This is a genomic window from Nitratiruptor sp. SB155-2 (assembly GCF_000010325.1).
Classification (GTDB): domain Bacteria; phylum Campylobacterota; class Campylobacteria; order Campylobacterales; family Nitratiruptoraceae; genus Nitratiruptor.
The window spans coordinates 1,577,577-1,597,910 of the sequence record NC_009662.1; the positions used below are offsets into that span (position 1 = coordinate 1,577,577).

Genomic DNA, 20,334 nt, shown 5'->3' on the forward strand with positions numbered 1-20,334 from the left:
CCCAACTCCCAAAATAATCATACTTATAATCGCTATGACGATACTACCACTTTCAACTTGCATTATCCAGCCACCTCAGTCAAATTCCACATCGGTAAGAATATACCAAGAGCCAACGTCAAAACGAAACCTGCAATCGCCGCTATTAAAATCGGTTCAATGAGAACGGCAATGTTATCGACAATATAATCAAATCTATCTTTATATATTTTATTTATTTTTCGAAGCATCTTCCCGAGTCCACCACCAATTTCACCAGCTTTGATCATCTCTACAACCATATTTTCAAAAATTCCGGATTCCGCGAAACCTTGATAGAGGCTTCGCCCCTCCTCTATCGCTATAGCTATTCTTCGCATTCTCTCTTGCAAAAACCTGTTCTCTACAATTTGGAGAGCTATATCCATAGCCTCTATCATAGGAATTCCCGCATCATGCAATACTTTGAAAATATAGATAAATCTACTCACCATCGCATAGAGCGTCGCTTTACCGATAATCATGATTTTTAAAAGCATCCTATCCATAAAGAGCTGGGCTTTATAACTTTTTTTATAAAGAACGCTCAAAACGATAGAAATTGCTACGGCACCAGCTAAAATGTATGGACCGAAGTTGATCAAAGAGTGCTCGAGCCAAAGAAGAAATCTGGTCGGCAGAGGCAGCTGCATTCCAGATTCTTTGAAAAACTCCTCAAACTGAGGAATTACGAGAATCGTCACAATAGCAAAAGCTATCGACATGGCCACAATGATAAAGATAGGATATCGTGTCGCTTTTCGAAATTTTCTTCTATTGTCTAAAATCTCTTGATATATTTGTGAAAGATGTGCTATCTGCTCAGCAAGCGTCCCCGTCTCTTCTCCAAGGCGAAACAAAGAGAGAGATAGTGTGCCAAGCTGCCTTTTAAAACGCTCCACAGAAGCATACAGACTCATCCCACTTTCGATATCTTCAAGAATTTGGGTAAAAATGGCTTTGAGCATCGGATCTTTTTCATTTTTGACGGTCTCTTCTAAAGAAAAATTGAGCGGTAAACCGGCATCAAGCATAATGGCCAACTGATCAAGCAGTGCGATATATCTTTCCAAATTGACCGGTCTATTTTTGATAGGACTTTGATGTTGCTCTATCCATTTTTTTAGTTTCATTAAAGGTGATTCTGGGATCTCCCTGATCTCCAGCATCACACCCTTTTGCATCTGCATGAATTTTTCAATCGCTTCGATACGATTTTCGGCTTCTATGACGATAGAGTCTTTTTTGTTGCCGATTTTATATCTGATTTTGAAGTATTTCACCTATTTTCCTTCGCAACGCGTAATACTTCTTCAATCGTAGTGATGCCTTGTAAGGCTTTTTTTATACCATCTTGCACCATCGGTTCAAAATCTGTCTGTTCCATAGCATAATGGAGTATCTCAAATTTCGTAGCACCCTCACTGATAAGTCTGGCAATCTCATCATCCACAACCAAAATCTCCGCTATCATGGTTCTGCCGAAATATCCTGTAAAATCACATTTTGCGCACCCTTTCCCATGATAGAAATGCACCTCTTTGTCCTTTGGCAGATACTGTTCTATCTTTTTGAGGAGTGAAAGAGGAGGTTTGTATTCGGCCTTGCAGTATGGACATATTTTTCGAACCAATCGTTGCGCAACGATACCGATAAGCGCATCGGCGATCATATAGGGTTTCAATCCCATTTGAACCAGCCTAGGAATTGCTCCTGGAGCATCGTTTGTGTGCAGGGTTGCAAAAACAAGGTGCCCGGTCAACGCTGCCTGTGCCGAGGCATTGAGCGTTTCAAAGTCCCTGATCTCACCGATGAGCATCACATCCGGATCTTGCCTTAAAAAGGATTTGACTGCTACGGCAAACGTGAGGCCAGCTTTTTCATTGACCTGAACCTGCTGTACGAGAGGAAGCCTGTACTCTACCGGATCTTCCACTGTCATGATTTTGTTATGGATGCTTTTAATTTCATTCAAAGCTGCATACAATGTTGTCGTTTTCCCGCTTCCTGTCGGTCCGGTGATGAGAACAATTCCATACGGTTCATGTATAACATCAAGAAATTTATCCAGGTTTTTGGGTGAAAATCCCAGCTCTTCAAGCTTCAATAAAACCTTTTCTCTATCTAAAATCCTCATCACAAGGGATTCGCCATAGATCGTAGGAGTTGATGAAAGTCTGAAATCAAAAGGTTTGCCACCTACCGTCAATGAAAAACGACCATCTTGCGGCTTTCTTCGTTCACTGATATCCATACCTCCTAAGAGTTTGATTCTGGTATCCAAAGCATTATATATCTCCAAATCAAAAACAAAAGTCTCATACAGCACACCATCGACACGCACCCTGACACTCGATCTTTTCTCATCCGGTTCGATATGGATATCACTGGCTCTTCGATGAATAGAATCTTCTATGATAAGATAAATGAGTCTTTCTACTGCGCTCTCTTCTCCCGCTTTTTTTACTCCTTCTGACTTGAGCTCCTTTTTGACCTCTTCTACGATCTCTTTTGTCTTTTCTAAAATTTCGAGCCTGTGAAAAATTGCCTCAATGTCATCTTCAAAGGCTAAATAGAGCTTGATTGGCTTCATGGCAATCGTACGCTCTAACAGCTCCAAGGCTTCGTAATTGAGCGGATCGGATGTTGCAACGTATAGATAGTCGTCATCCTCTTTAAAAGGAATCGCTTTCGCTGCTTTCAATGTATTGAGAGGATAACGAGAGAGTTTTTCAAAATCGATTTTCTCCCCGTAAAGATCCACAAATTCCAAATGGAGCTGCTTCGATAAAGCTTTGAGAAGATCTTTTTGCGTGACATATCCCTCCTCTAAGAGTATCTGTCCGAGCTTTTTGGTATAGCCATACTCTTTTTGCAGTTTCAGTGCTTGTTCGAGCTGCTCCTCGGTAATAAGTCCCTCTTTGACAAGAAGATCTCCCAGACGGATCTTTTGCTGTATCATGACCACTCTTTCAAAAGATTTCTGATTTTGGGTGAATCTTGAAATTTGAGAAAAAAGCGTAAAATATCTTTAGCTTTTTCTTTCTCTCCCTTTGCATAGAGAGCTTTTGCATAAATGATCCAGGCATCATCTTTATATCGATCAAGTTTATTGGCTCTTTTGGCCCAAAAGATCGCTTTGTCATACTGCTTTTGCTTATAAAATGCTTGTGCAATCTCCAAAGCCAATGCATAGGTCGGTCTTGATTGATAGGTTGTAATGAGTTCTTTTAATGTCATGGGTTTGGTTTGAAGCACTTCTTTTTCATTTTTAGCATATCGATTTTCTATAATGTTTGGCTTCTTTGTAGCCACCTTCTTTTTTGATGCTTCCTTTGAAGGAGGTGGAGGCTGTTTCTTTGCCAAAGAGCAGTCACCATGAACGATAACAGCATCTATACCTTTGTTTTTGGCATACTTCAACCAAGGAAGCAACTCCTCTTTTGTAGGTGCTATATTGCAATGAAGCTTCAATATAGGCCTCGGTTTGATATCAAGTTGAATAATTTTACAATGAAGTCCTTCAGCCTCATGCATTTTTTTTAGTTTTTTTACACGATTGATTGCAAATTGTGATTTACCATAGCCAAAATAGGTTTGCAATGCGTAACAATATTTCTCCTGCTTCTTTACTTTTTTAGATTTTTTAGGTTTGAAACTTGTCACCCTTTTTATATTCTTCTGTTCTTTGTACATTGTCTCATGATACAAATACCACACTCCTCCACCAACCAAAAAGAGAGACAAAACAACTATAATAAACCGCTTTAAATGATACATACGGCACTTTTTTTCAAGCTCTTCCAAACTATACACGAATCAATCCTCCATCGATCGCAGCCATGGTAACGAGGCAGCCATTTGGTCTTGTATGTGCACTTCTCCCCTTTTTTTGTGCCTCATCCATCAATAAAAAGAGTTTATTGAGCAGCTTTTTACTCTCTCTGAAGTTGCCTTTACAAAGTCTATGGATTCTTTTGACATACTTTTTTTTAAAATCCCGGGCGACACTCTCTTCTTGTGCAAGCTGAAGCTCTCGTTGTATGAAATCAAACAACTCTTCAAGTGTCAAACCTCCCATTTCTAACACTTTGTGGGGCCTGGAAGTAAACTGTGGCTCTTTGAGAATCATTTCTGATTCATGCCTGTGCATTGCAAGCAAAAACCAAAACGCCTTGCTGTCGGCAAGAATTCTAATGAGCTCTATCATGGGCTTGCTCAGAAGCTGTGCTTCATCGATAGCGATGAAGAGATTGGACTCTTTATAGATAGATGTCGCTTGCTGAATCATCGATTCCAAAGAAAAATCGTGAACCTTTTGGCCACTTCTTGTGATAAGTGTTTTGATAAAATCCACAGGTTCAAAAAAAGGTGTATCGAATTTGATGGTTTCATACCCTTGCAAAAGTGTTGGAAGTCTATTTAAAAAGACCGATTTGCCACTTCCCGGCTCTCCGATCAAAAAGAGAATCTGCTTGGTCTCTTCATCGACGATTTTCAAAAGGTCGTTTTGAATTTTCGCTATGGCCGAGGTTTCAAAAAAGTCGATTCCATCTACCCTATCTTCAAATTTTTGTGCGATTTTTTTGAAGCGTGACACTACCGATCTCCAAAAATTTTTGTTTCATCGATCGTCGGAAAATTTTCCTCTTTCACAATTTTTGGAATGATAAGTACAAAGAGTTCGCTTTTTTTGACACTATTGTTTTTGCTTTTAAATGCATACCCGATAATCGGAATATCTCCCAATACTGGCACTTTATTGAACTGTTTCGAGTAATTTTTGCTAATCAGTCCCCCTATGAGAATCTTTTGTCCATCTTTTACTTTTACGATAGAGGTAACCTGTTTGAGCCTGATATCTGGTGGCAACGTTCTATTTGTTTCATACCCTATATTCTCATTTTTCAATGCACTTGTTACCGGATTGATTTTCATGATGATATCACTATTTTCGGTAATTTCCGGTATCACATACAACGAGATTCCAACAAAAGTCTGGCCGATAGAGTAGGTCTGGTTTGCTACCGCATTGCCACCTGTAATAACGACACCGTTCTCGTAACGATATGAGAGCTGATCTCCTACATTGATGATAGCCGGCTGATTGTTGAGTGTCATCACTTTCGGATTGGAAAGAATTTTGACTTTGCCATATTTTTTCAAAAAGTCAAGTAAGCCCTGCATGGAAAAGTTATACCCGATAAAATAGTCCGGTGTGCCAAAATTGTTCAATTTCGTGGAACCTGAGCGGCTCTGCTGAGCAGATCGGCTTCCCGTCACATCCAGTGAAAACTTGCTCCAGTCGATACCGACAGTTTGATCATCGTTATATTGCACCTCTATGATTTTTGCCTCTATCATCACCTGTTTATGCATCCGATCTTGCAATTTTTGTAAAAAACGCTCGACTTTGTCCAACTCCTCTTTCGTTCCTGTCACGGTTACGATAGATGCGTCTTTATTCAAAAAGACATCGGAGTGAGGATCGTGCAAAAATGTCTGCAACTGCTGCTTCAAACTGTCCCAAAACTTGAACTCTGAAGTTGTGATGATGGAGGTATAATCGGAGGACTGCCCTCCCTGTGTAGCCCCAAAACTTCCATATGATCCACTCGTTCCATATGCACCGTATCTGCTTGAGCTGCCATATCCCGTCCCATATCCTCCTGTCGTCGTTCCTGTTCCAGAAACATTGCCAAGCGTCACCGATTTTCTGCTTTCCGTTTTCATGGAAGCAAGATTGATATAGTCGATATTAAAACTTTTCGTTTGACGATAAGCTATTTTTATCAGGTTTTTATTTGGTTCATAGGTATAAAAAAGGTTGTTTTGGCCAAGTAGCAAATCCAAAAGTTCACTCAATGTATAGTTTTTAACATTTATAAAATCGAGCCGTTTATATATCTTCTTTTTTGCTTCTTTATCTTGAAAGAGAATACTTATATCGCACTCCAGTGACAAGTCGCGCAAAACATCTTGAATCGTCACGCTGTTACCATAGGCTTTGAGATTAAAAAGTCTATTGTCACAATTATTTGCAAATAAAAAAGCACTAAAAAGCAACATCATCCATATTTTTTTCATTGTCGCTCCATTTTCAATATATCTTTTTTTCTAAAGGACACGACTTTTCGTCGTTTGCCCTTTTTCAAAACGACATAATTTTTACCAATAAATATGAGTTTATATCCCGCAATCTCTCCGCCAATTGGAATCAAACGGCCATTTATGAAAGCTTTGTCATTCAGTATCGCTTGTAAAGAGAAAGCGATTTTTCTTTTGGTTGGAATGATCTTTTTTGTTTGAGCATGCTTGATGATGACGGACGCTTTTTGGAAGGGATCATACGCAACGGGAAGGTCCAACGCAAAGATGTAAGAAATGGCTGCAACAGCCAAAAAAATCTTTTTCATAACCGATCTCCAAAAAACTGCAACGTTGCATGAAATTTGGGATACCCCTCAGCCAGTTCTATATGCAACGTATTGATCCTAAAAAGCAACCTGTTGGACTCTGCATATCTCAAAAGCTTGACGATATCCAAAAATCTTCCACTTCCAGTCAGCTCCATCTCTTGAACGATATAGAGTCCTGCGACAAATTTCTTCTTGATAGGATTGAAATCGATCTTTTGAAGATCGACTCCATATATGACACTTTTGGAAAGAAAATCTGTCAAAAAAGCATAAAAGTTTTTTGGCATCATCAACTGGTAACGCTTCTGTTGCAACTGCTGCATGAGTTTATACCGCTTTGTTTTCAGTTTTTCGATATCAAGGTTGAGCTTAGCAATCTCTTTTTGCTCCCGTTTTATTTTTTGAATGATGCTGGTTTTAGAAAGTTTATGAGCCTTTTGGATAAGGTTTTGCAGTTTTTGCGATTTGCTTTGCAGCTCTTGTTCAAGTGGATCATAGAAAAAAAAGTAGAACAAAAGAAGGGCCAACACAAGAATTGCGATATAGATCATCGTTAAAGTTTTACCATCCAACGATTCAAAAAGCTCTTCAAATCTGTCAAAAACCTCTCTCATTTCCTCACCTTTACAAGACTCTCATAAAAAGCCTTGTCCCTTACAATCTCTTTTGTGGAAATATCGGAGTACCCTTTTTCCAAAAGATATCTGATAAATGCACCTATCTTTTCTCTTCGTTCATATCGGGACACAAGATCGACATTGATGCTAGACGTTCCGTTTTGATCAATCGATTTTGTTGTCAGTTTATACCGATAGAGCGCCTCGATGATGTCATTCATCATCTCTTGACGCTTCTTTTTCCCCTCTTCGATCATCGGTATCGCTGAAAGAGTGAGTTCTGCAAGCTCATTTTCATGGAGAATCTCTTTTTTCTGCTTCAAGACTTGCTTTTTCTGATCCCGAAGCCGTTTGAGTTTTTCCATCAATCTTTTATTTTTTTTGCGAAGCTGTGAAATTTCATGCTCTTTTTGTGCGATGAGCTCATCAAAATGGTGTACTTGTCGATACAAAAAGAGTGTGCCCACACCAAAAAAAATGATTACTGTAGCCGCAAAAACCAAAAATTGAAAAGAGCGATAACGATATATCGGTTTTTTTCTCTCGAAAATGGTGAAATTGAGTTTTTGATCGATTTTCTCATAATTTGCGATATATTCGATGGCTAAAGCAATGGCACTCTCTTTTGGGGACAGATCACGGTACTTTAGAGGCTGCAGGACCACTTCTCCTGTCATTCCTGCTGCCAACATAATGGCTTCCAGTCCCTCGATCCCTCCGCCATCGAAATCGAGAAATATGGTATCGATCTGCTCGATTCCAAAATAGGATCGCTTATAGTTGATAGCATAAACAATCTTTTCTGCATTTTTGTAAAAACGCTCCTGCAATACATCGAAGATATTCATCTCGTGGAGGGTATAGTTTTCCTGTCTCAACCCTTTTTCACTTAAAAGTGCTTTCAACTTAGCAACTTCGATACCGCATTGACTGGCAAGTTCAGCCAAAGACTCGATGCTTCTGTATGCTATATACTCTCCGTCTTTATAGAGAGCCGCATACGCCTCCTCTTCGCCTATATGCAAAAAAAGATGATTTTTCGCTGGATTTGAGCCTTGAGCGTATAAAGATTTATAGATTAAAAATCTGGGGAAGAGAATATCTATAAATCCGATCTTTTTGGCAATCTGTCCAAACTGCTCCTCTATCACTTCCTGCGGCAGCGCATACGCTTCTATGAGATAGACGTTCTCTTGCTGTATGGGAAAGGCAAGATAATCTATGACATAGCTTTTATTTGGATCGAGTCCCCCCTCTTGATACATTTTTAGTTCAACTTGAATATCGAGCTGCTCTTGTTGTAACGAAAGGGGCAGTTTTGTAGTAAATGTGATCAGTTGTTTGGAATTGATGAAGGCACCGATACGAAGATTTTTATAAGCTTTTAGTTTGAGTGCCTCAAATTTGCCGTCAAAGGTATAAAGCTTTCCTTGTTCAATTAACGCTGCCTGCACCATTCCCCTACTTTTTTATCACTACATATCCCGTTTTCGGAAATATCGTGATATTGGCTTCTTTTTGGTTATATTGTAGCGTAACTAAAGTTTTTTTATTATTTAAAATTGAAGAAAATGATGTATTTTTATCATTTAGGTGGGGCCTGCCGTAACTGTCAAAGCAAAGAAGAATACTTTGGGAGGGATCGTTGACCGTGATCCTACTTTTAAAGGTATAGTGCTCTTTTTGCGCCAAAGATCCAAGTGCAGATTCACTCAACTCAATGCATCCGATATCTGCTTGGATTCCATTTACAGCAAATCGTTTATCATAATTGACACCCTGATATTTGGCCTTGAGAATTTCAGCGTAGATAAAATTCGCATCATTATCGAGATACTTTGGCTTAAAGGCATAAAAACCTATTCCTATCAAAACACCTATTATAATCAATACAAAAATCAGCTCTATGAGTGTGACAGCTTTCCTCATGGTCTTTGCAGCACCCTTCTTGTTATTCGAACCGGAGTGGCCACCCGAGCGCCCTCTTTCGTTGTGACTGTGACATCTAGCATAACATACCCGTGACTGTCGGGAGTCTGGATAGAGACGATTGTACCGCTTGGGCAAGAAATCGTTTTACCTTGATTGTCTTTACCTTGGTACAAATAGTAATGCACGATATCCACATCGGCATGGAACCGTCCGTCAGCGGAGTCATACTGCAAGGTTTCCAAACACCCTGCACTTCTATCATACCCCTCTATCTTCATGATAGAATATTCAACAACACTATCCAAAAAAAGCTGTGCTTGCTCTCTTATGTAGCTATCGGCGGTATGTTTTGCCGAAATTCTTGCATATTGAAGCGTCACAACCCCTAATCCAGAGAGCAGTAACAACATGAAAATAGCCATAAGAAGATTGAAGCCCCGTCTCAAAAAACAACCTTTTGCTTACTGAAATGAACCGATCCCAAACCTCGTATGGTTCTGTTGACATCGAGTTTCAAGCGTACGGTATAATCCTGTTCCGCGGCAAAAAATCCCTGTACATACCTCATCAATACGGCAGCTTTCCCAGACTGTCCTGTGCCGTTTGGATCGGCACAGAAGGTCTGCCCTTGCCACGGATAGTAATCGTAAAAAAGAAGCAGTGTATTCTCATCTATATGCAACCCATCCAAGCAAGATGCACTCTTATCTATATCGGCTCCTCTTGCAATGGCGTGTGCACCTATAGTCAAAAAATACTTTTCATAAACAAAGTTTGGTAACCGGGCGTCACTCAAAGCGATAGCTGAACTGTTGGAATCGCTCAAACTGATATCATAGGCGACCAAACTCCCTCCGCCATGCCATCCAAAAGCGTTTTGAAAATCGGAAATATCGCTCGTTGCCCGATCGAAACTTCCTGCAAAGATGAGATTGTATGAAGCATAGTACATGTTTGAAGGCTCAAAACCGTAACTGACCACATAGTTATTGGTGTCGATACTGGGTATCATGTCACAAAACCCGCTAAAATGTCCGTCCATATAGTCATCCATCGCACGGACATACCACTCAAGGATTTTATAGTTGTCTGAATCGATACTGTTTAACGGTTTGTAGTCTCCGCTTACAGGGTCGTAACCGATCGTGGTAGCAGGAATCCTGTCAGCTAAAAGATTGCTGATTTGATCAAGTACTATCTGACTCTCCAAAGAGAGTTTCGTTGTCTCTTTTGCTTTGAAACTTTTTTGAACGATTTTGGACAGGGCTTTGAAAGTCGCCACAGAAAGAAGGGAAACGATTACCAGTACCACGATAATCTCGAGCAATGTAAACGATCTTTTCATTATCGTCTCCATGGCAATCGTCTGATACGAGTTTGACCGATATTTTCGGAAAAGTACCATATTTGAGCGAGCGTTTTGCCTGCAAAAGCACTTCTTTTCGTCAAAGGAGATACAGCAATGGTGATATATTTTGTGTTGGTCGAACTAGTGGCACTATTGGTAGTGAAATCAGAACCACTTAATGAAAGATCATTGATATACGATATCGAAATGTTGAGTTCATACTGTCTTGTTGCATTAAAGTTTTGCACCGTTACAGGAGAGAGCGAAACAAAATCATCCACATCATCAGGAACACTTTTATCATTGGCTTCCATGCCAAGTGCAGATGTGGCGTTTTGGTGATGCTTGCAGTTACGACTTCCTACAAATCCTCCTTTGCGATAGATAGGAGCGCCGCCAAAAGAGGTGGAGCACTCATAATCGCTGCTCCCTTGATCTGAAAACAAATAATCATCAAACAGTGTATTTCTCTCATCCCATGGAAGAGTTTTTACAAGTCCCATCAGTGCAACTGCTTGATAGAGCGCCTCCTCTTTCAAAGCGTGGATAGAGGTCTTGGCGCTTACCTGTAAGATTTTAGGAAAAACGGTAAAAGCGATGGCGATAATCACCATCGAAAAAATGAGCTCCAAAAGAGTCAAAGCCTTTCTCACCGGTAAACCTTCACGCCTCTTTTGGAAGAGGTTACATTTTGGTCAAAATCGACTCCACTTACCGATCCACTCTTTACACCTTTGGTCTGCGTAGGTGGAATGTAGTTGTACTTGATACATGGATGCTGTGTACAATCTGAACCGATGTCATAGCTATACGAAGCTCCTCCGTAACTGAACCAGAGCCATGAGGGGATATCAAGATGAATGTAGCGCGTCTGTTTGGTTTTGGAGGTATTGTTGATAGTTATAGTAAATATGCCGTTCTCCTGGCTCCAGACGAGTGAAAAAGTGTCGTCGATATCACCTGTTTGCAGTGTAGTTGAAGAGGAAACATTGCCTTCTTGTATATCCCCGTCACTCTGGCTGTGCAGAGCATTGACATACCAGTGCATGAGTGTCTGGTTCGTATCGAATCTCGTATCGGAGCTGTCATAGACCAAAACCTGGGCAGTCGTGTTGTCTTCACTGTCTGAAGTCGCAAGATCTTCCGTTCGAAAACGTGCATAGTAAAAATAGGCCGATCCATTGATGTCGCTACTGCTTCCTTCTACCCCATCCGTATCGACAACACTGGTACTTGTGATATTCAGTTCAAAGGGATCGACCGGTTTTAAGCTGTTTCTATCGAAGTTACAATAGATGGTAATATCTGCACTTCCATTTTGATCGGTGGTAAAGTTGGAAGCCGGATAGTTTTGGATGGCAATCACACCATTCTTATCGATCCATGTGACAGAACTGTTTTGTTCATTGGCATCTTCGTACAGATAGAGCAGTGAATTGAGGTTGTTTGAAGATACGGAGGTATGAGATACATTGATATCGATATCTTTTGCATAGCAGTCGACATTGTAGTTTGTTGTAGTATCTCCAAGAGCATTTCTGGCGGTAATCACCAAAGGCAGATAGGCACTCATATTGAGATCTTTGGAAAGATAGGTAAATGTGTGGTCTTGAAAATTGTGCAGCGATCCGTTGATATCAAAGTGATCAGGATTGAAAGAAAGTGTCATTGATACAGGAGTGATGAGCCTTTGAAACAATGGCGTATCATCGCTATCGATACTTGCAAATTCAGTGCCATCCACCTCTTGCACAGTTACATTGATTTCACCTACTTCACTGTATCGTACTGTCATATTCGCTTCGCCGTTTTGGAACTGATCACCCGATACTATCTCCAAACTGCCCGTTTTACACCCCGTCTTCGTCTCGTTATATTCGATATCTACGCTTGCTCCTCGTACATGGAGCGTCTCGTTGTAGTCGATCACTTTTTGGTTGCTTGCATCCAAAGCATCGACAAGAATCGCAGTATCTTTTCCAGCTATCATTGAAGCTGAAGCAGTGATGGAAAAATGGTCCGGACGGACAGCAAAATTGTCAGTGGAATTGGACTCGTTCACATCGTTTGATGTGGAGTTGATGTATTTTCCCTCGATATGAACCAAAACACATTTTTTTGCTCGATCTACCTGCATGGACCCTACCAAGAGACAACCGTTTTGCGTAATACCGCAATCGGTACATACAGGAACTTCAGTATAAGAGCCGATGCATGTACCATTGCTGATACTGTCAAATAGATAGAGCGAAACTTTCGTAATATTTGCTTCAAAGCCGCTAGATCCATCCTCTGCTTTCGCTAAGACTGTGAGGTTGAAATCATCGTTGACAATTTTTGTGGTGATATTGTCATCCCAGTGAGCCTCGGCACTGCAGCTTCCCGTAACCATATCGACTGCATTGAATAGACCGGATCGAATGACAGGACCTCCACATACAGGACAGACCCTCGGAGAACCATCGTAGTTTTTGCCACTGCTTTCATTGTTATAAATAGTTTGAATTTGACTTTGTGAAAGAACTCTTCCGAAGATTTTGAATTCATCCATATAAGTTCCGATAGTTTCTCTTTCAGTATAATCTGTTGAACTTCCAACAATTGTTAAAGAACCAAATGTTGCTGTGTTTACAGGATATGGCTGAGAGTCTCTATCGATGTATAATGTTGTTTGTCCATCTTCAACTTTCATTGCAAAAAAATGCCACCCATCACTTAGTTCTGGAATATCTACACTATAAATATTACCATCATTATCATATACACCAAATCTATAATCTCCACTACTATCTTTAAAAAATAGTCCTATATCTCCTGTTTCTTCTACACTTCCTATAACATAAACTTTATAATAATGTATTCGTCTTCTTCTTGGATCTAGATCAATTTCAAATTGATTGGCTGAACCTTCTAATGGAAACCTCAACCAAAATGTTGCTGTATATGAACTTGGAAGCAAAAAAGAGTTTTTCAAGGATGCATATTTCCCATTAAAATTGGCAACTCGACATATACCCCCACTTGCTGTTGTATTTGATTCTGTATTAGCACCATTTTGGGCAGTGGCATTATACTCATTTCCTAAAGAGCTGTAATTTTTTATTTCATATGTATTTGGATCATTGTCCCAACTACACTCATCAAAATAATAATCTATTTTTACATTGTATAATTCTTGAAAAGAGTAATATGGAACTACCACAATTCCATCAAAAGAAAGATCGTCAAGGCCATTTCCATTAGAAAATTTATTAGATTTTACCTCAACTTTGCCTATACCAGATACATTTTGATCGTATATAACATCAAAATTAAATTTACTTGTATCATTGTCATGGTTGATATAAAAACTTTTAATTAAATTATCATTTCTATCATAAACCTTTAAAGTACTAATATTATCTTCATGCACATCTCTCATATTTGGTATAAAAATTTCAAAGCCTACGAGATTATCTGTAATATTGATATCAAAAGTATAAGATTGATTCTTATCTTTATCTGGATAATATGCAAGTGAATCATTATCTATATCATACCAATCACCACTATCATTTGTATCCCCAGTATGCAATCGATCAAGATAAACCACAGCAGTAGTGTTGACATCGCTATAAAGTTTTATCGCATCAAAAGTAAAATCATCTATATCATCAATTCCTAAATTTGAACAGTCTGTTTCTGAACCTCCATTGTAACAACTTCCCGTAACAGCAATAGTATGAAATCCTTTGGATAAAACTAAAGGCGGATCGATTGATATAGTATCATTTCCATCGCTTCCCGTCGCTACAAGATTACCATCGATATAGAGGCGTAAATTAGTATTAGTAGTTAATCCTATAGCATTTATAAGCTCGAAGCCCTTAATTAAAGTATCTTGTGAGAGATAAAAATAGGAAGGATTATTAAGGTAATAATCATATGTGTGATCAATAATCCATCTCCAACGCCGTAAAATATTTCTTGTTGTTAAAGGTTCTTTATATTGAAAAGTTTCATTATATTCATCTCCAGGATGCAAAGAGCCCTGCAATATGATATCAGCAAAAAGAGACGATGCCAAAAGCAAAAGAAGAATTAAAAATTTTTTCATATCATCACCTTCGAAGCTGTGGCAACTGCTGCCGTTTCACTTCTCAAAACCATCGGCGTATCCAATCCTTTCACTTTCTCAAACAGAGCTCTCTCTTCTTTTGTCACACCACCTTCTGGTCCAATAAGTACTCTTTCTACATTATCGGTACAACTCAGTTTTTCTTCACAAAAATCGACGAGCACAATATCATTATATTTTTTTATAACTTCATCAAGACTTAAAAGTATCTCCAGCTCCATCAAACGGCTTCGCCCACACTGTTGAGATGAATTGATCAAAATCTTTCGTAGCTTTTCTAGTTTTAACTTGAAGTTTTTTTGGCTTCTATCACAATAGACAAAAGTGATTTTACTGACACCTATCTCATTGAGCATTGGAAGCGTCTTTTCGACGGTTTTTGGATCGACGATACACCAGATGAGATGAAAAAAACGCTTTGGCTCAACTTCTTTTTTCTCACTTTTTCTTAGCTCCAAAACAGCTTCTCTTCGGCTCACTTCTACGATCTCATACCAATACAAAGTACCATCTTCCATGTTTCGAATGGCGATCGTCTCACCCTTCCTGTGACGACGGACTTTGAAGATATAGTTATATGTCTCACCTTCGATCTGTAAAGTCTGGACTCCAGCTTTGGGATGGTAGACAAACTGCATCAGATCTCTTTCACCGCTTCAATAAATTTTTTAAAATCATCCAAATTATTTAGAAAACCCGTGAGCTTATCAGTGTTGATTTCACAATATTCATTAATCAAAATATTTCTAAGACCCACCATTCTAACAAGCTTTTCACCCAAAACTCTATCTAAGATTTTATGTGTAATCAATGTTTCAATACATTCTCTATAATTTTTTGGCTGACCCAAATTGAACTTTGATACAACTTTGCAGGAGATATCGATAACTATTTGTATCGATTCAAACAGTCCATAGCGTATTTCCCACTCTTTTCTTATATCCAAAATATCGAGCTCTTCTTTTATTTCATAAAGAATTTTTATATTTTCTTCCAATCTTGTAAGTTTTTGCCAAATCTCCATTTTTTACCCTTTGTTCAAACGCCACTTTTTGCATCGCAAAAAGTGGCTCATGATCGAAATACCAAAGATAGGAATTTGCTTTGAAGTCTACGTATTTGTTTTCATCTTTTACACAAAGAGTTTCATGATTTTGAACAATATTGAAGCTTAAAAGCGGATTTTTTTTATACAGATCATTCAAAACAACGAGATCCACCCTTTTCCCGGTTATCTCTTCCAAATCAAGCACCATTTCACCAATATCCAAAATATCAGGCTCTTTTAAAAAATAGGCACCTATATCCACATCACTCAGATGGTGCGCCTTATTTTTGGCAAAAGAACCAAAAAGAAGGGCAAAATCGATCTCTTTTTGGCAAAAATAGTTTTTGAGCTTCTCTTTCATCGCAAAACAATCGCCAAAACGAAAACGATAATCTCAGCCAGCACTTCGGCACCCATCACCTTTTTTGCCCAAGTTTTATACGCATTTTGAAGCTCTGTTTCGTCACTTCTGATGGGACGAAGCTTTTTATACAGAAGTATCTGATGCACCAAAATACCTACCGAAACAAATATCATCAAAATGATCTCAAGATTCCAGACTGAAAACTTCAAAACAGTCAGCATCAAAAGACCTGTAAAGACAACCATGGCAAAAAGGACGGTTTGTACAAGATAGAGTTTCTTGACACCTCTTACAAAGCTTACGAAATCCTCCACTTTTACAATCCAAAAAAAAGCAATTTGTGCTACAATGAGCAAAAAAACTGTCGTCATGTGCAGATGTTTTGACATAGTAAAGAGCTGGTCCAAATGGGCCTCCTTTTTTACGACCATTATAGCAAAAGGAAGATTATGGCTATCTCTATCGCTGAAGCTTTGAAGATTATCGATTCTTTGCCAATGAGTACGAAACAAGAACTGCTATGTATCGAAGAAGCTGTAGGACGAGTATGTGCAGAGGATATTCATGCATCACTCAATTTGCCCTTGTTTGATAACTCTGCCATGGATGGGTTTGCCGTGAAAATGGCGGATGCCGGCAAGCAGGTCAAGTTAGTAGGAACGATTTTAGCCGGTGAGGACAAATCATTTACCCTCCATGAAGGGGAATGTATCAAAATTATGACCGGAGCCAAGATCCCAGAAGGGACTGAAGCGATCGTTCCAATGGAAGATGTCACTTTCGAAGGCGACACGATCCATCTTCCTAAAAAGATCAAGCTCCACAACCATATAAGAAGAGCTGGTGAAGACATAACAGAAAAGGAAAAACTCATCCAAAAGGGTGAGCTCCTGACAGCGTATAAAATCGGTCTTCTTGTCAGCCAGGGAATATCGCATATCCGCGTAAACAGACCCGTACAAGTTGCCACGTTTGCTACTGGACATGAACTGAAAATGGCCTACGAAACCCTTCAGGAAGGTCAGATCTACAACTCCAACACACCCTCTTTGTATGCAAGGTGCCAAGAGCTTGGATGTACAGTAAGTTTTTTAGGAAAAGTGGAAGACTCCATCGAAGCAATCGTTCAGGCTGTCAAAAACGGACTGCATGCAGATCTCATCATCACAAGCGGCGGTGTGAGCGTTGGAGAAGCGGACTTCACCAAAGAGGCTTTCAAACAGCTTGGCATGGAGATACTTTTCAGCAAAATCGACATAAAACCAGGCAAGCCTACCACATTGGGAAAAATCGGAGACACCTATGTGCTCAATCTCCCTGGCAACCCTTTGGCGGCCATTATGAATTTCGAGATATTCGGCCACTTTTTGATCAAAAAGCTGCAGGGCAGGATCGATGCCTATCACAATCCTTTCAGTGTGCCTCTGGCACAAGAGATCAAAAACAAACCGGGACGTGATACGGTTATCCCAGGTAGATTTGACGGTGAAGCGTTCTATCCATTAGAAAAACGAGGACCCGGCATGGTACGCCCGGCAAGCTTGATGGATGGATTTATCATTCTCGATAAAGAAGTCGAAGTGCTCAAAAAAGGAAGCAAGGTTTTGATGCTTCCACTCTTTTGGCACAGAGGCTCTGACACAATGTCGGATATCATCACTTCATAGAGGCGATATACTCTGCAAGGGCTTCTAGCTCTTTATCGCTGAGTCCTGCTACTTGGGCCTTCATAAGTGGTCCCATGCCGTATTTGTTAAGTGTGCCTGCTTCGTATTCTTTTAGCTTTTTCAGTACTTCATCTTTGCTCATACCAGCAATGATGCCGGATTTTCCAAGAGCTTTTCTTTTTCCATCGGGACCATGACATGAAGCGCATTTGTTGAAAAGCTCTTGAGCCGATGCGCTGGTTTGTGGCGCTTGTTCCTGATGTACCGCTGAAGCCACGTCTCGTTTGACCGGTTCACTCTTTTGCGTTTGTTGTACTGATTCAGCCTTTTTTGTTTCTGCTTTTTGCTCGGTTTGATGAGCAACAGCTTCACTCTTTTGTTCCTCTTTTTTTCCACTGCATCCAACCAACATCAATGAAGCCGCTATCAGTGACAGGACAACCCCTTTTTTCATCTTTTCTCCTTATATTTTTTTGGGATTGACGATCTTTTCTCCTCGAAGGAGTTTATCCCAAATCTGTGGATCGCTCCACTCCTCTTTAACACCATCTGAAAAGATGATGGAGCCAAGATCTATACTTCCCATTTTTTCTGAATAAGCATCTTCTTTGGTACACTTCGCATATCCAGTATCGGTCTCATGGACGATAACACTTTCTAAATGAACATTTTTCTCTTCATTGACCATCTCAGTTTGTCGCAGTACCAAGTCCGTCATCAAAAATATGACTCTTGCATACTGCTCGGCACTTGGACTCACAGGCAGTTCCACCCATCGTCTGCTCCATCGCTTCATATCTTCAAGATACCTTGGATCATCACCACTCCACAGCGTAATCGCATGATCAAACGAATCGATGAGCTCTTTGATCGTCAGCTTTGTCAGGCCAAAATCATACACCATCTGTCCGCGATCCAACGTATCGGAGGCAAATAGTAGCTCAACCTTGTAGGAGTGCCCATGAATCGATTCGCTGCACCTTCTTGAGGTACAGTTGCGAACGATATGAGCGTTTTCAAACTTAAACAGTTTCCGGATGATCATCGTCGCTTTTCCCTGTTCCAAAGTCTCACTTGCAATCTATCGCTATAAATAAATCCATGTATCATACAAAATTCCGCCACCGCTTTATCGTGTTTTTTTAGTTCATCGATTTTATCACCAAGGGGCATACAAAACACCTCTATTTCGGGATACTCTCCCACAATATCTACAATCTCCTCATACGCTCGCATCTGCACACTGCCTCTATCAAGCGTAAACTTAAAAAAACTGTATCCAGTATTGACAGCGATCGCCTCTATCGCTTTTTTATTGACCCTTTTTTCATACTTTTCACCACTGTTGGCCAATTTCACAGCCATGGCAAAGATGACATCTTTGTACGCAGGATATTTTTCAAAATCGATCACGATCGTTGCATTCGTCTCAATCGTTACGATATAGCCTTCCTCGACAAGATACTCTAAAAATCCATAAAAAACCGGATCATTCCAGTAAATAAGCGGTTCACCACCCGTTATTACGATATGGGGTTTAAAATCGAGATACTCTACATGGCTGTGCAAAATCTCGATAAGTTCATCTTTTGTACCTATTTCTTTCCATTTGGACTGGAAAAGCTCTCTGTTGACAGCACGGATCGAATCGCATCCATGAACGATTCGTCCTTGAATAAAATATTCGCCAAAACTTGGGCATTTGAGATTGCATCCGCCAAAACGGAAAAAAACCGAAGGAGTACCTATAAACTTACCTTCTCCTTGGATGGAGTAAAAATCTTCCACAAGATAGAGCATTATCCCCCCGTCTCATAAAAGGCTCTGTTGGATGCCTCGTTTGCATCTTCGCTCCAGCGATTCTCTTTTGGTTTATTGGCTAAAACCGTTTTTAAAATCTCCACCGCTCTATCAATATCGCCAGCCTGTACCGCCTCTTTGATGCTCATCGCCTCATCAAAGTAAAGACACGGTATCAAATACCCTTCAGCCGTTAGTCGGATTCTGTTACATGTTTCACAAAAGTCGTGTTTGTGAGGATCGATCAAGCCAAAAATGTATCCATCCTCTTTGAGTTTGTACAAAAAGGCAGGACTGCTTCCTTGTCTACCGATCTTTTCTATTTCATATTTTTGTTTGATTTTGTCCAGTATCTCTTTACCGTGCATTCCTACAAGATCACTGTGTGCATGCACATTTTCCATATATTCGATAAATCGAATCTGCATACCTCTATCTTTGCAGTATTCCATCACATCGACAATCTCATCTTCATTAACGCCCTTCAGTGGTACCATATTGATTTTTACTTTCAGTCCGGCTTCCAACGCCGCATCGATGCCTTCTAGCACATTTTTAAGCACATCTTTACTAGCAATTTTGGCTGCAACTTCCGGTTTGAGACTGTCAAGTGAGATATTAAGTCTTTTGAGCCCAGCCTTTTTCAAATCTTGTGCGATATCTTTCAAAAGATATCCGTTGGTCGTCATAGCAAGATCGATGTCTGGTTTGTAATCATAAATCATCTTGATAAATTTATCCAAATCTGCTCTTAATGTGGGCTCTCCACCTGTCAAACGAATTTTGGTAATTCCTTCATCGATTGCAGCTTTTACAAATTTAAAGAGATCTTCGAAATTTAAAAGATTTTCTTTTGGTACCCACGAAAAAGGCTTTTCAGGCATACAGTACTGACATCTGAAGTTGCATCGCTCCGTTAGTGAAATTCGAAGATAATCTACTTTTCGTCCATGTCCGTCAATAAGCATAGTCCCATACTTTGATAGTTTTTTGTAGATTGTATC

General features: G+C 39.8%; 22 protein-coding genes. 1 reads left to right on the forward strand and 21 read right to left on the reverse strand.

Annotated elements, in window-relative coordinates; all coding sequences use genetic code 11:
- Positions 1–62: 62 nt before the first annotated feature.
- Genes NIS_RS08315 through NIS_RS08395 form a run of 17 tightly spaced genes read right to left on the reverse strand, consistent with a single transcriptional unit; the run spans position 63 to position 16,270 of the window.
- Positions 63–1,301 carry a type II secretion system F family protein gene (locus tag NIS_RS08315; RefSeq protein ID WP_012082932.1) on the reverse strand — a complete coding sequence of 413 codons (1,239 nt, stop codon included), beginning with the start codon at positions 1,299–1,301 and terminating at the stop codon, positions 63–65.
- Positions 1,298–2,980: a GspE/PulE family protein gene (locus NIS_RS08320; protein ID WP_012082933.1), complete on the reverse strand. Its 1,683-nt coding sequence runs from the start codon at positions 2,978–2,980 to the stop codon at positions 1,298–1,300. The genes NIS_RS08315 and NIS_RS08320 overlap by 4 nt, the downstream gene beginning before the upstream one ends.
- Positions 2,977–3,834: a tetratricopeptide repeat protein gene (locus tag NIS_RS08325; protein ID WP_012082934.1), complete on the reverse strand. Its 858-nt coding sequence runs from the start codon at positions 3,832–3,834 to the stop codon at positions 2,977–2,979. The genes NIS_RS08320 and NIS_RS08325 overlap by 4 nt, the downstream gene beginning before the upstream one ends.
- Positions 3,827–4,618, reverse strand: a complete 792-nt coding sequence (locus tag NIS_RS08330; RefSeq protein ID WP_012082935.1) for an ATP-binding protein — start codon at positions 4,616–4,618, stop codon at positions 3,827–3,829. Before NIS_RS08330 ends, NIS_RS08325 begins: the two co-directional genes overlap by 8 nt.
- Positions 4,618–6,105: a pilus (MSHA type) biogenesis protein MshL gene (mshL, locus tag NIS_RS08335; RefSeq protein WP_012082936.1), complete on the reverse strand. Its 1,488-nt coding sequence runs from the start codon at positions 6,103–6,105 to the stop codon at positions 4,618–4,620. The genes NIS_RS08330 and mshL overlap by 1 nt, the downstream gene beginning before the upstream one ends.
- Positions 6,102–6,434 carry a hypothetical protein gene (locus NIS_RS08340; RefSeq protein ID WP_012082937.1) on the reverse strand — a complete coding sequence of 111 codons (333 nt, stop codon included), beginning with the start codon at positions 6,432–6,434 and terminating at the stop codon, positions 6,102–6,104. The genes mshL and NIS_RS08340 overlap by 4 nt, the downstream gene beginning before the upstream one ends.
- Complete coding sequence (locus tag NIS_RS08345; RefSeq protein WP_012082938.1) at positions 6,431–7,051, reverse strand: hypothetical protein; 621 nt, start codon at positions 7,049–7,051, stop codon at positions 6,431–6,433. Before NIS_RS08345 ends, NIS_RS08340 begins: the two co-directional genes overlap by 4 nt.
- Positions 7,048–8,508, reverse strand: coding sequence for a hypothetical protein (locus tag NIS_RS08350; RefSeq protein ID WP_148164091.1), 1,461 nt, complete (start codon positions 8,506–8,508; stop codon positions 7,048–7,050). Before NIS_RS08350 ends, NIS_RS08345 begins: the two co-directional genes overlap by 4 nt.
- A gap of 7 nt (positions 8,509–8,515) precedes the next feature.
- Entirely contained in the window at positions 8,516–8,983 is a 468-nt protein-coding gene (locus NIS_RS08355) for a prepilin-type N-terminal cleavage/methylation domain-containing protein (RefSeq protein ID WP_041354065.1), read from the reverse strand.
- Entirely contained in the window at positions 8,980–9,432 is a 453-nt protein-coding gene (locus tag NIS_RS08360) for a hypothetical protein (protein ID WP_012082940.1), read from the reverse strand. Before NIS_RS08360 ends, NIS_RS08355 begins: the two co-directional genes overlap by 4 nt.
- The gene (locus NIS_RS08365; RefSeq protein ID WP_012082941.1) at positions 9,429–10,331 is read right to left on the reverse strand and encodes a type II secretion system protein; all 903 of its coding nucleotides are present in this window, start codon (positions 10,329–10,331) and stop codon (positions 9,429–9,431) included. The genes NIS_RS08360 and NIS_RS08365 overlap by 4 nt, the downstream gene beginning before the upstream one ends.
- Entirely contained in the window at positions 10,331–10,987 is a 657-nt protein-coding gene (locus NIS_RS08370) for a hypothetical protein (protein WP_012082942.1), read from the reverse strand. The genes NIS_RS08365 and NIS_RS08370 overlap by 1 nt, the downstream gene beginning before the upstream one ends.
- Positions 10,984–14,430 (reverse strand): LamG-like jellyroll fold domain-containing protein, encoded by a 3,447-nt coding sequence (locus tag NIS_RS08375; RefSeq protein WP_012082943.1) that lies wholly within the window; start codon positions 14,428–14,430, stop codon positions 10,984–10,986. Before NIS_RS08375 ends, NIS_RS08370 begins: the two co-directional genes overlap by 4 nt.
- Positions 14,427–15,089, reverse strand: a complete 663-nt coding sequence (locus tag NIS_RS08380; protein WP_012082944.1) for a 16S rRNA (uracil(1498)-N(3))-methyltransferase — start codon at positions 15,087–15,089, stop codon at positions 14,427–14,429. The genes NIS_RS08375 and NIS_RS08380 overlap by 4 nt, the downstream gene beginning before the upstream one ends.
- Entirely contained in the window at positions 15,089–15,475 is a 387-nt protein-coding gene (locus NIS_RS08385; protein WP_012082945.1) for a type VII toxin-antitoxin system HepT family RNase toxin, read from the reverse strand. The genes NIS_RS08380 and NIS_RS08385 overlap by 1 nt, the downstream gene beginning before the upstream one ends.
- Positions 15,420–15,860 carry a type VII toxin-antitoxin system MntA family adenylyltransferase antitoxin gene (locus tag NIS_RS08390; RefSeq protein WP_012082946.1) on the reverse strand — a complete coding sequence of 147 codons (441 nt, stop codon included), beginning with the start codon at positions 15,858–15,860 and terminating at the stop codon, positions 15,420–15,422. The genes NIS_RS08385 and NIS_RS08390 overlap by 56 nt, the downstream gene beginning before the upstream one ends.
- Positions 15,857–16,270, reverse strand: a complete 414-nt coding sequence (locus tag NIS_RS08395) for a hypothetical protein (RefSeq protein WP_012082947.1) — start codon at positions 16,268–16,270, stop codon at positions 15,857–15,859. Before NIS_RS08395 ends, NIS_RS08390 begins: the two co-directional genes overlap by 4 nt.
- Positions 16,271–16,312: 42 nt before the next feature.
- Here NIS_RS08395 and NIS_RS08400 point away from each other — a divergent pair, with 42 nt between their 5' ends.
- Positions 16,313–17,530, forward strand: a complete 1,218-nt coding sequence (locus NIS_RS08400; protein ID WP_012082948.1) for a molybdopterin molybdotransferase MoeA — start codon at positions 16,313–16,315, stop codon at positions 17,528–17,530.
- On the opposite strand, the gene NIS_RS08405 is transcribed toward NIS_RS08400, so the two are convergent.
- Genes NIS_RS08405 through moaA form a run of 4 tightly spaced genes read right to left on the reverse strand, consistent with a single transcriptional unit; the run spans position 17,520 to position 20,298 of the window.
- Positions 17,520–17,984 (reverse strand): c-type cytochrome, encoded by a 465-nt coding sequence (locus NIS_RS08405; RefSeq protein WP_012082949.1) that lies wholly within the window; start codon positions 17,982–17,984, stop codon positions 17,520–17,522. The genes NIS_RS08400 and NIS_RS08405 overlap by 11 nt on opposite strands.
- Before the next feature lie 9 nt (positions 17,985–17,993).
- Positions 17,994–18,575 (reverse strand): 6-pyruvoyl trahydropterin synthase family protein, encoded by a 582-nt coding sequence (locus NIS_RS08410; RefSeq protein ID WP_012082950.1) that lies wholly within the window; start codon positions 18,573–18,575, stop codon positions 17,994–17,996.
- Positions 18,572–19,330, reverse strand: a complete 759-nt coding sequence (locus NIS_RS08415) for a 7-carboxy-7-deazaguanine synthase QueE (protein WP_012082951.1) — start codon at positions 19,328–19,330, stop codon at positions 18,572–18,574. Before NIS_RS08415 ends, NIS_RS08410 begins: the two co-directional genes overlap by 4 nt.
- Complete coding sequence (moaA, locus tag NIS_RS08420) at positions 19,330–20,298, reverse strand: GTP 3',8-cyclase MoaA (protein WP_012082952.1); 969 nt, start codon at positions 20,296–20,298, stop codon at positions 19,330–19,332. The genes NIS_RS08415 and moaA overlap by 1 nt, the downstream gene beginning before the upstream one ends.
- Between the last annotated feature and the right edge of the window lie 36 nt (positions 20,299–20,334).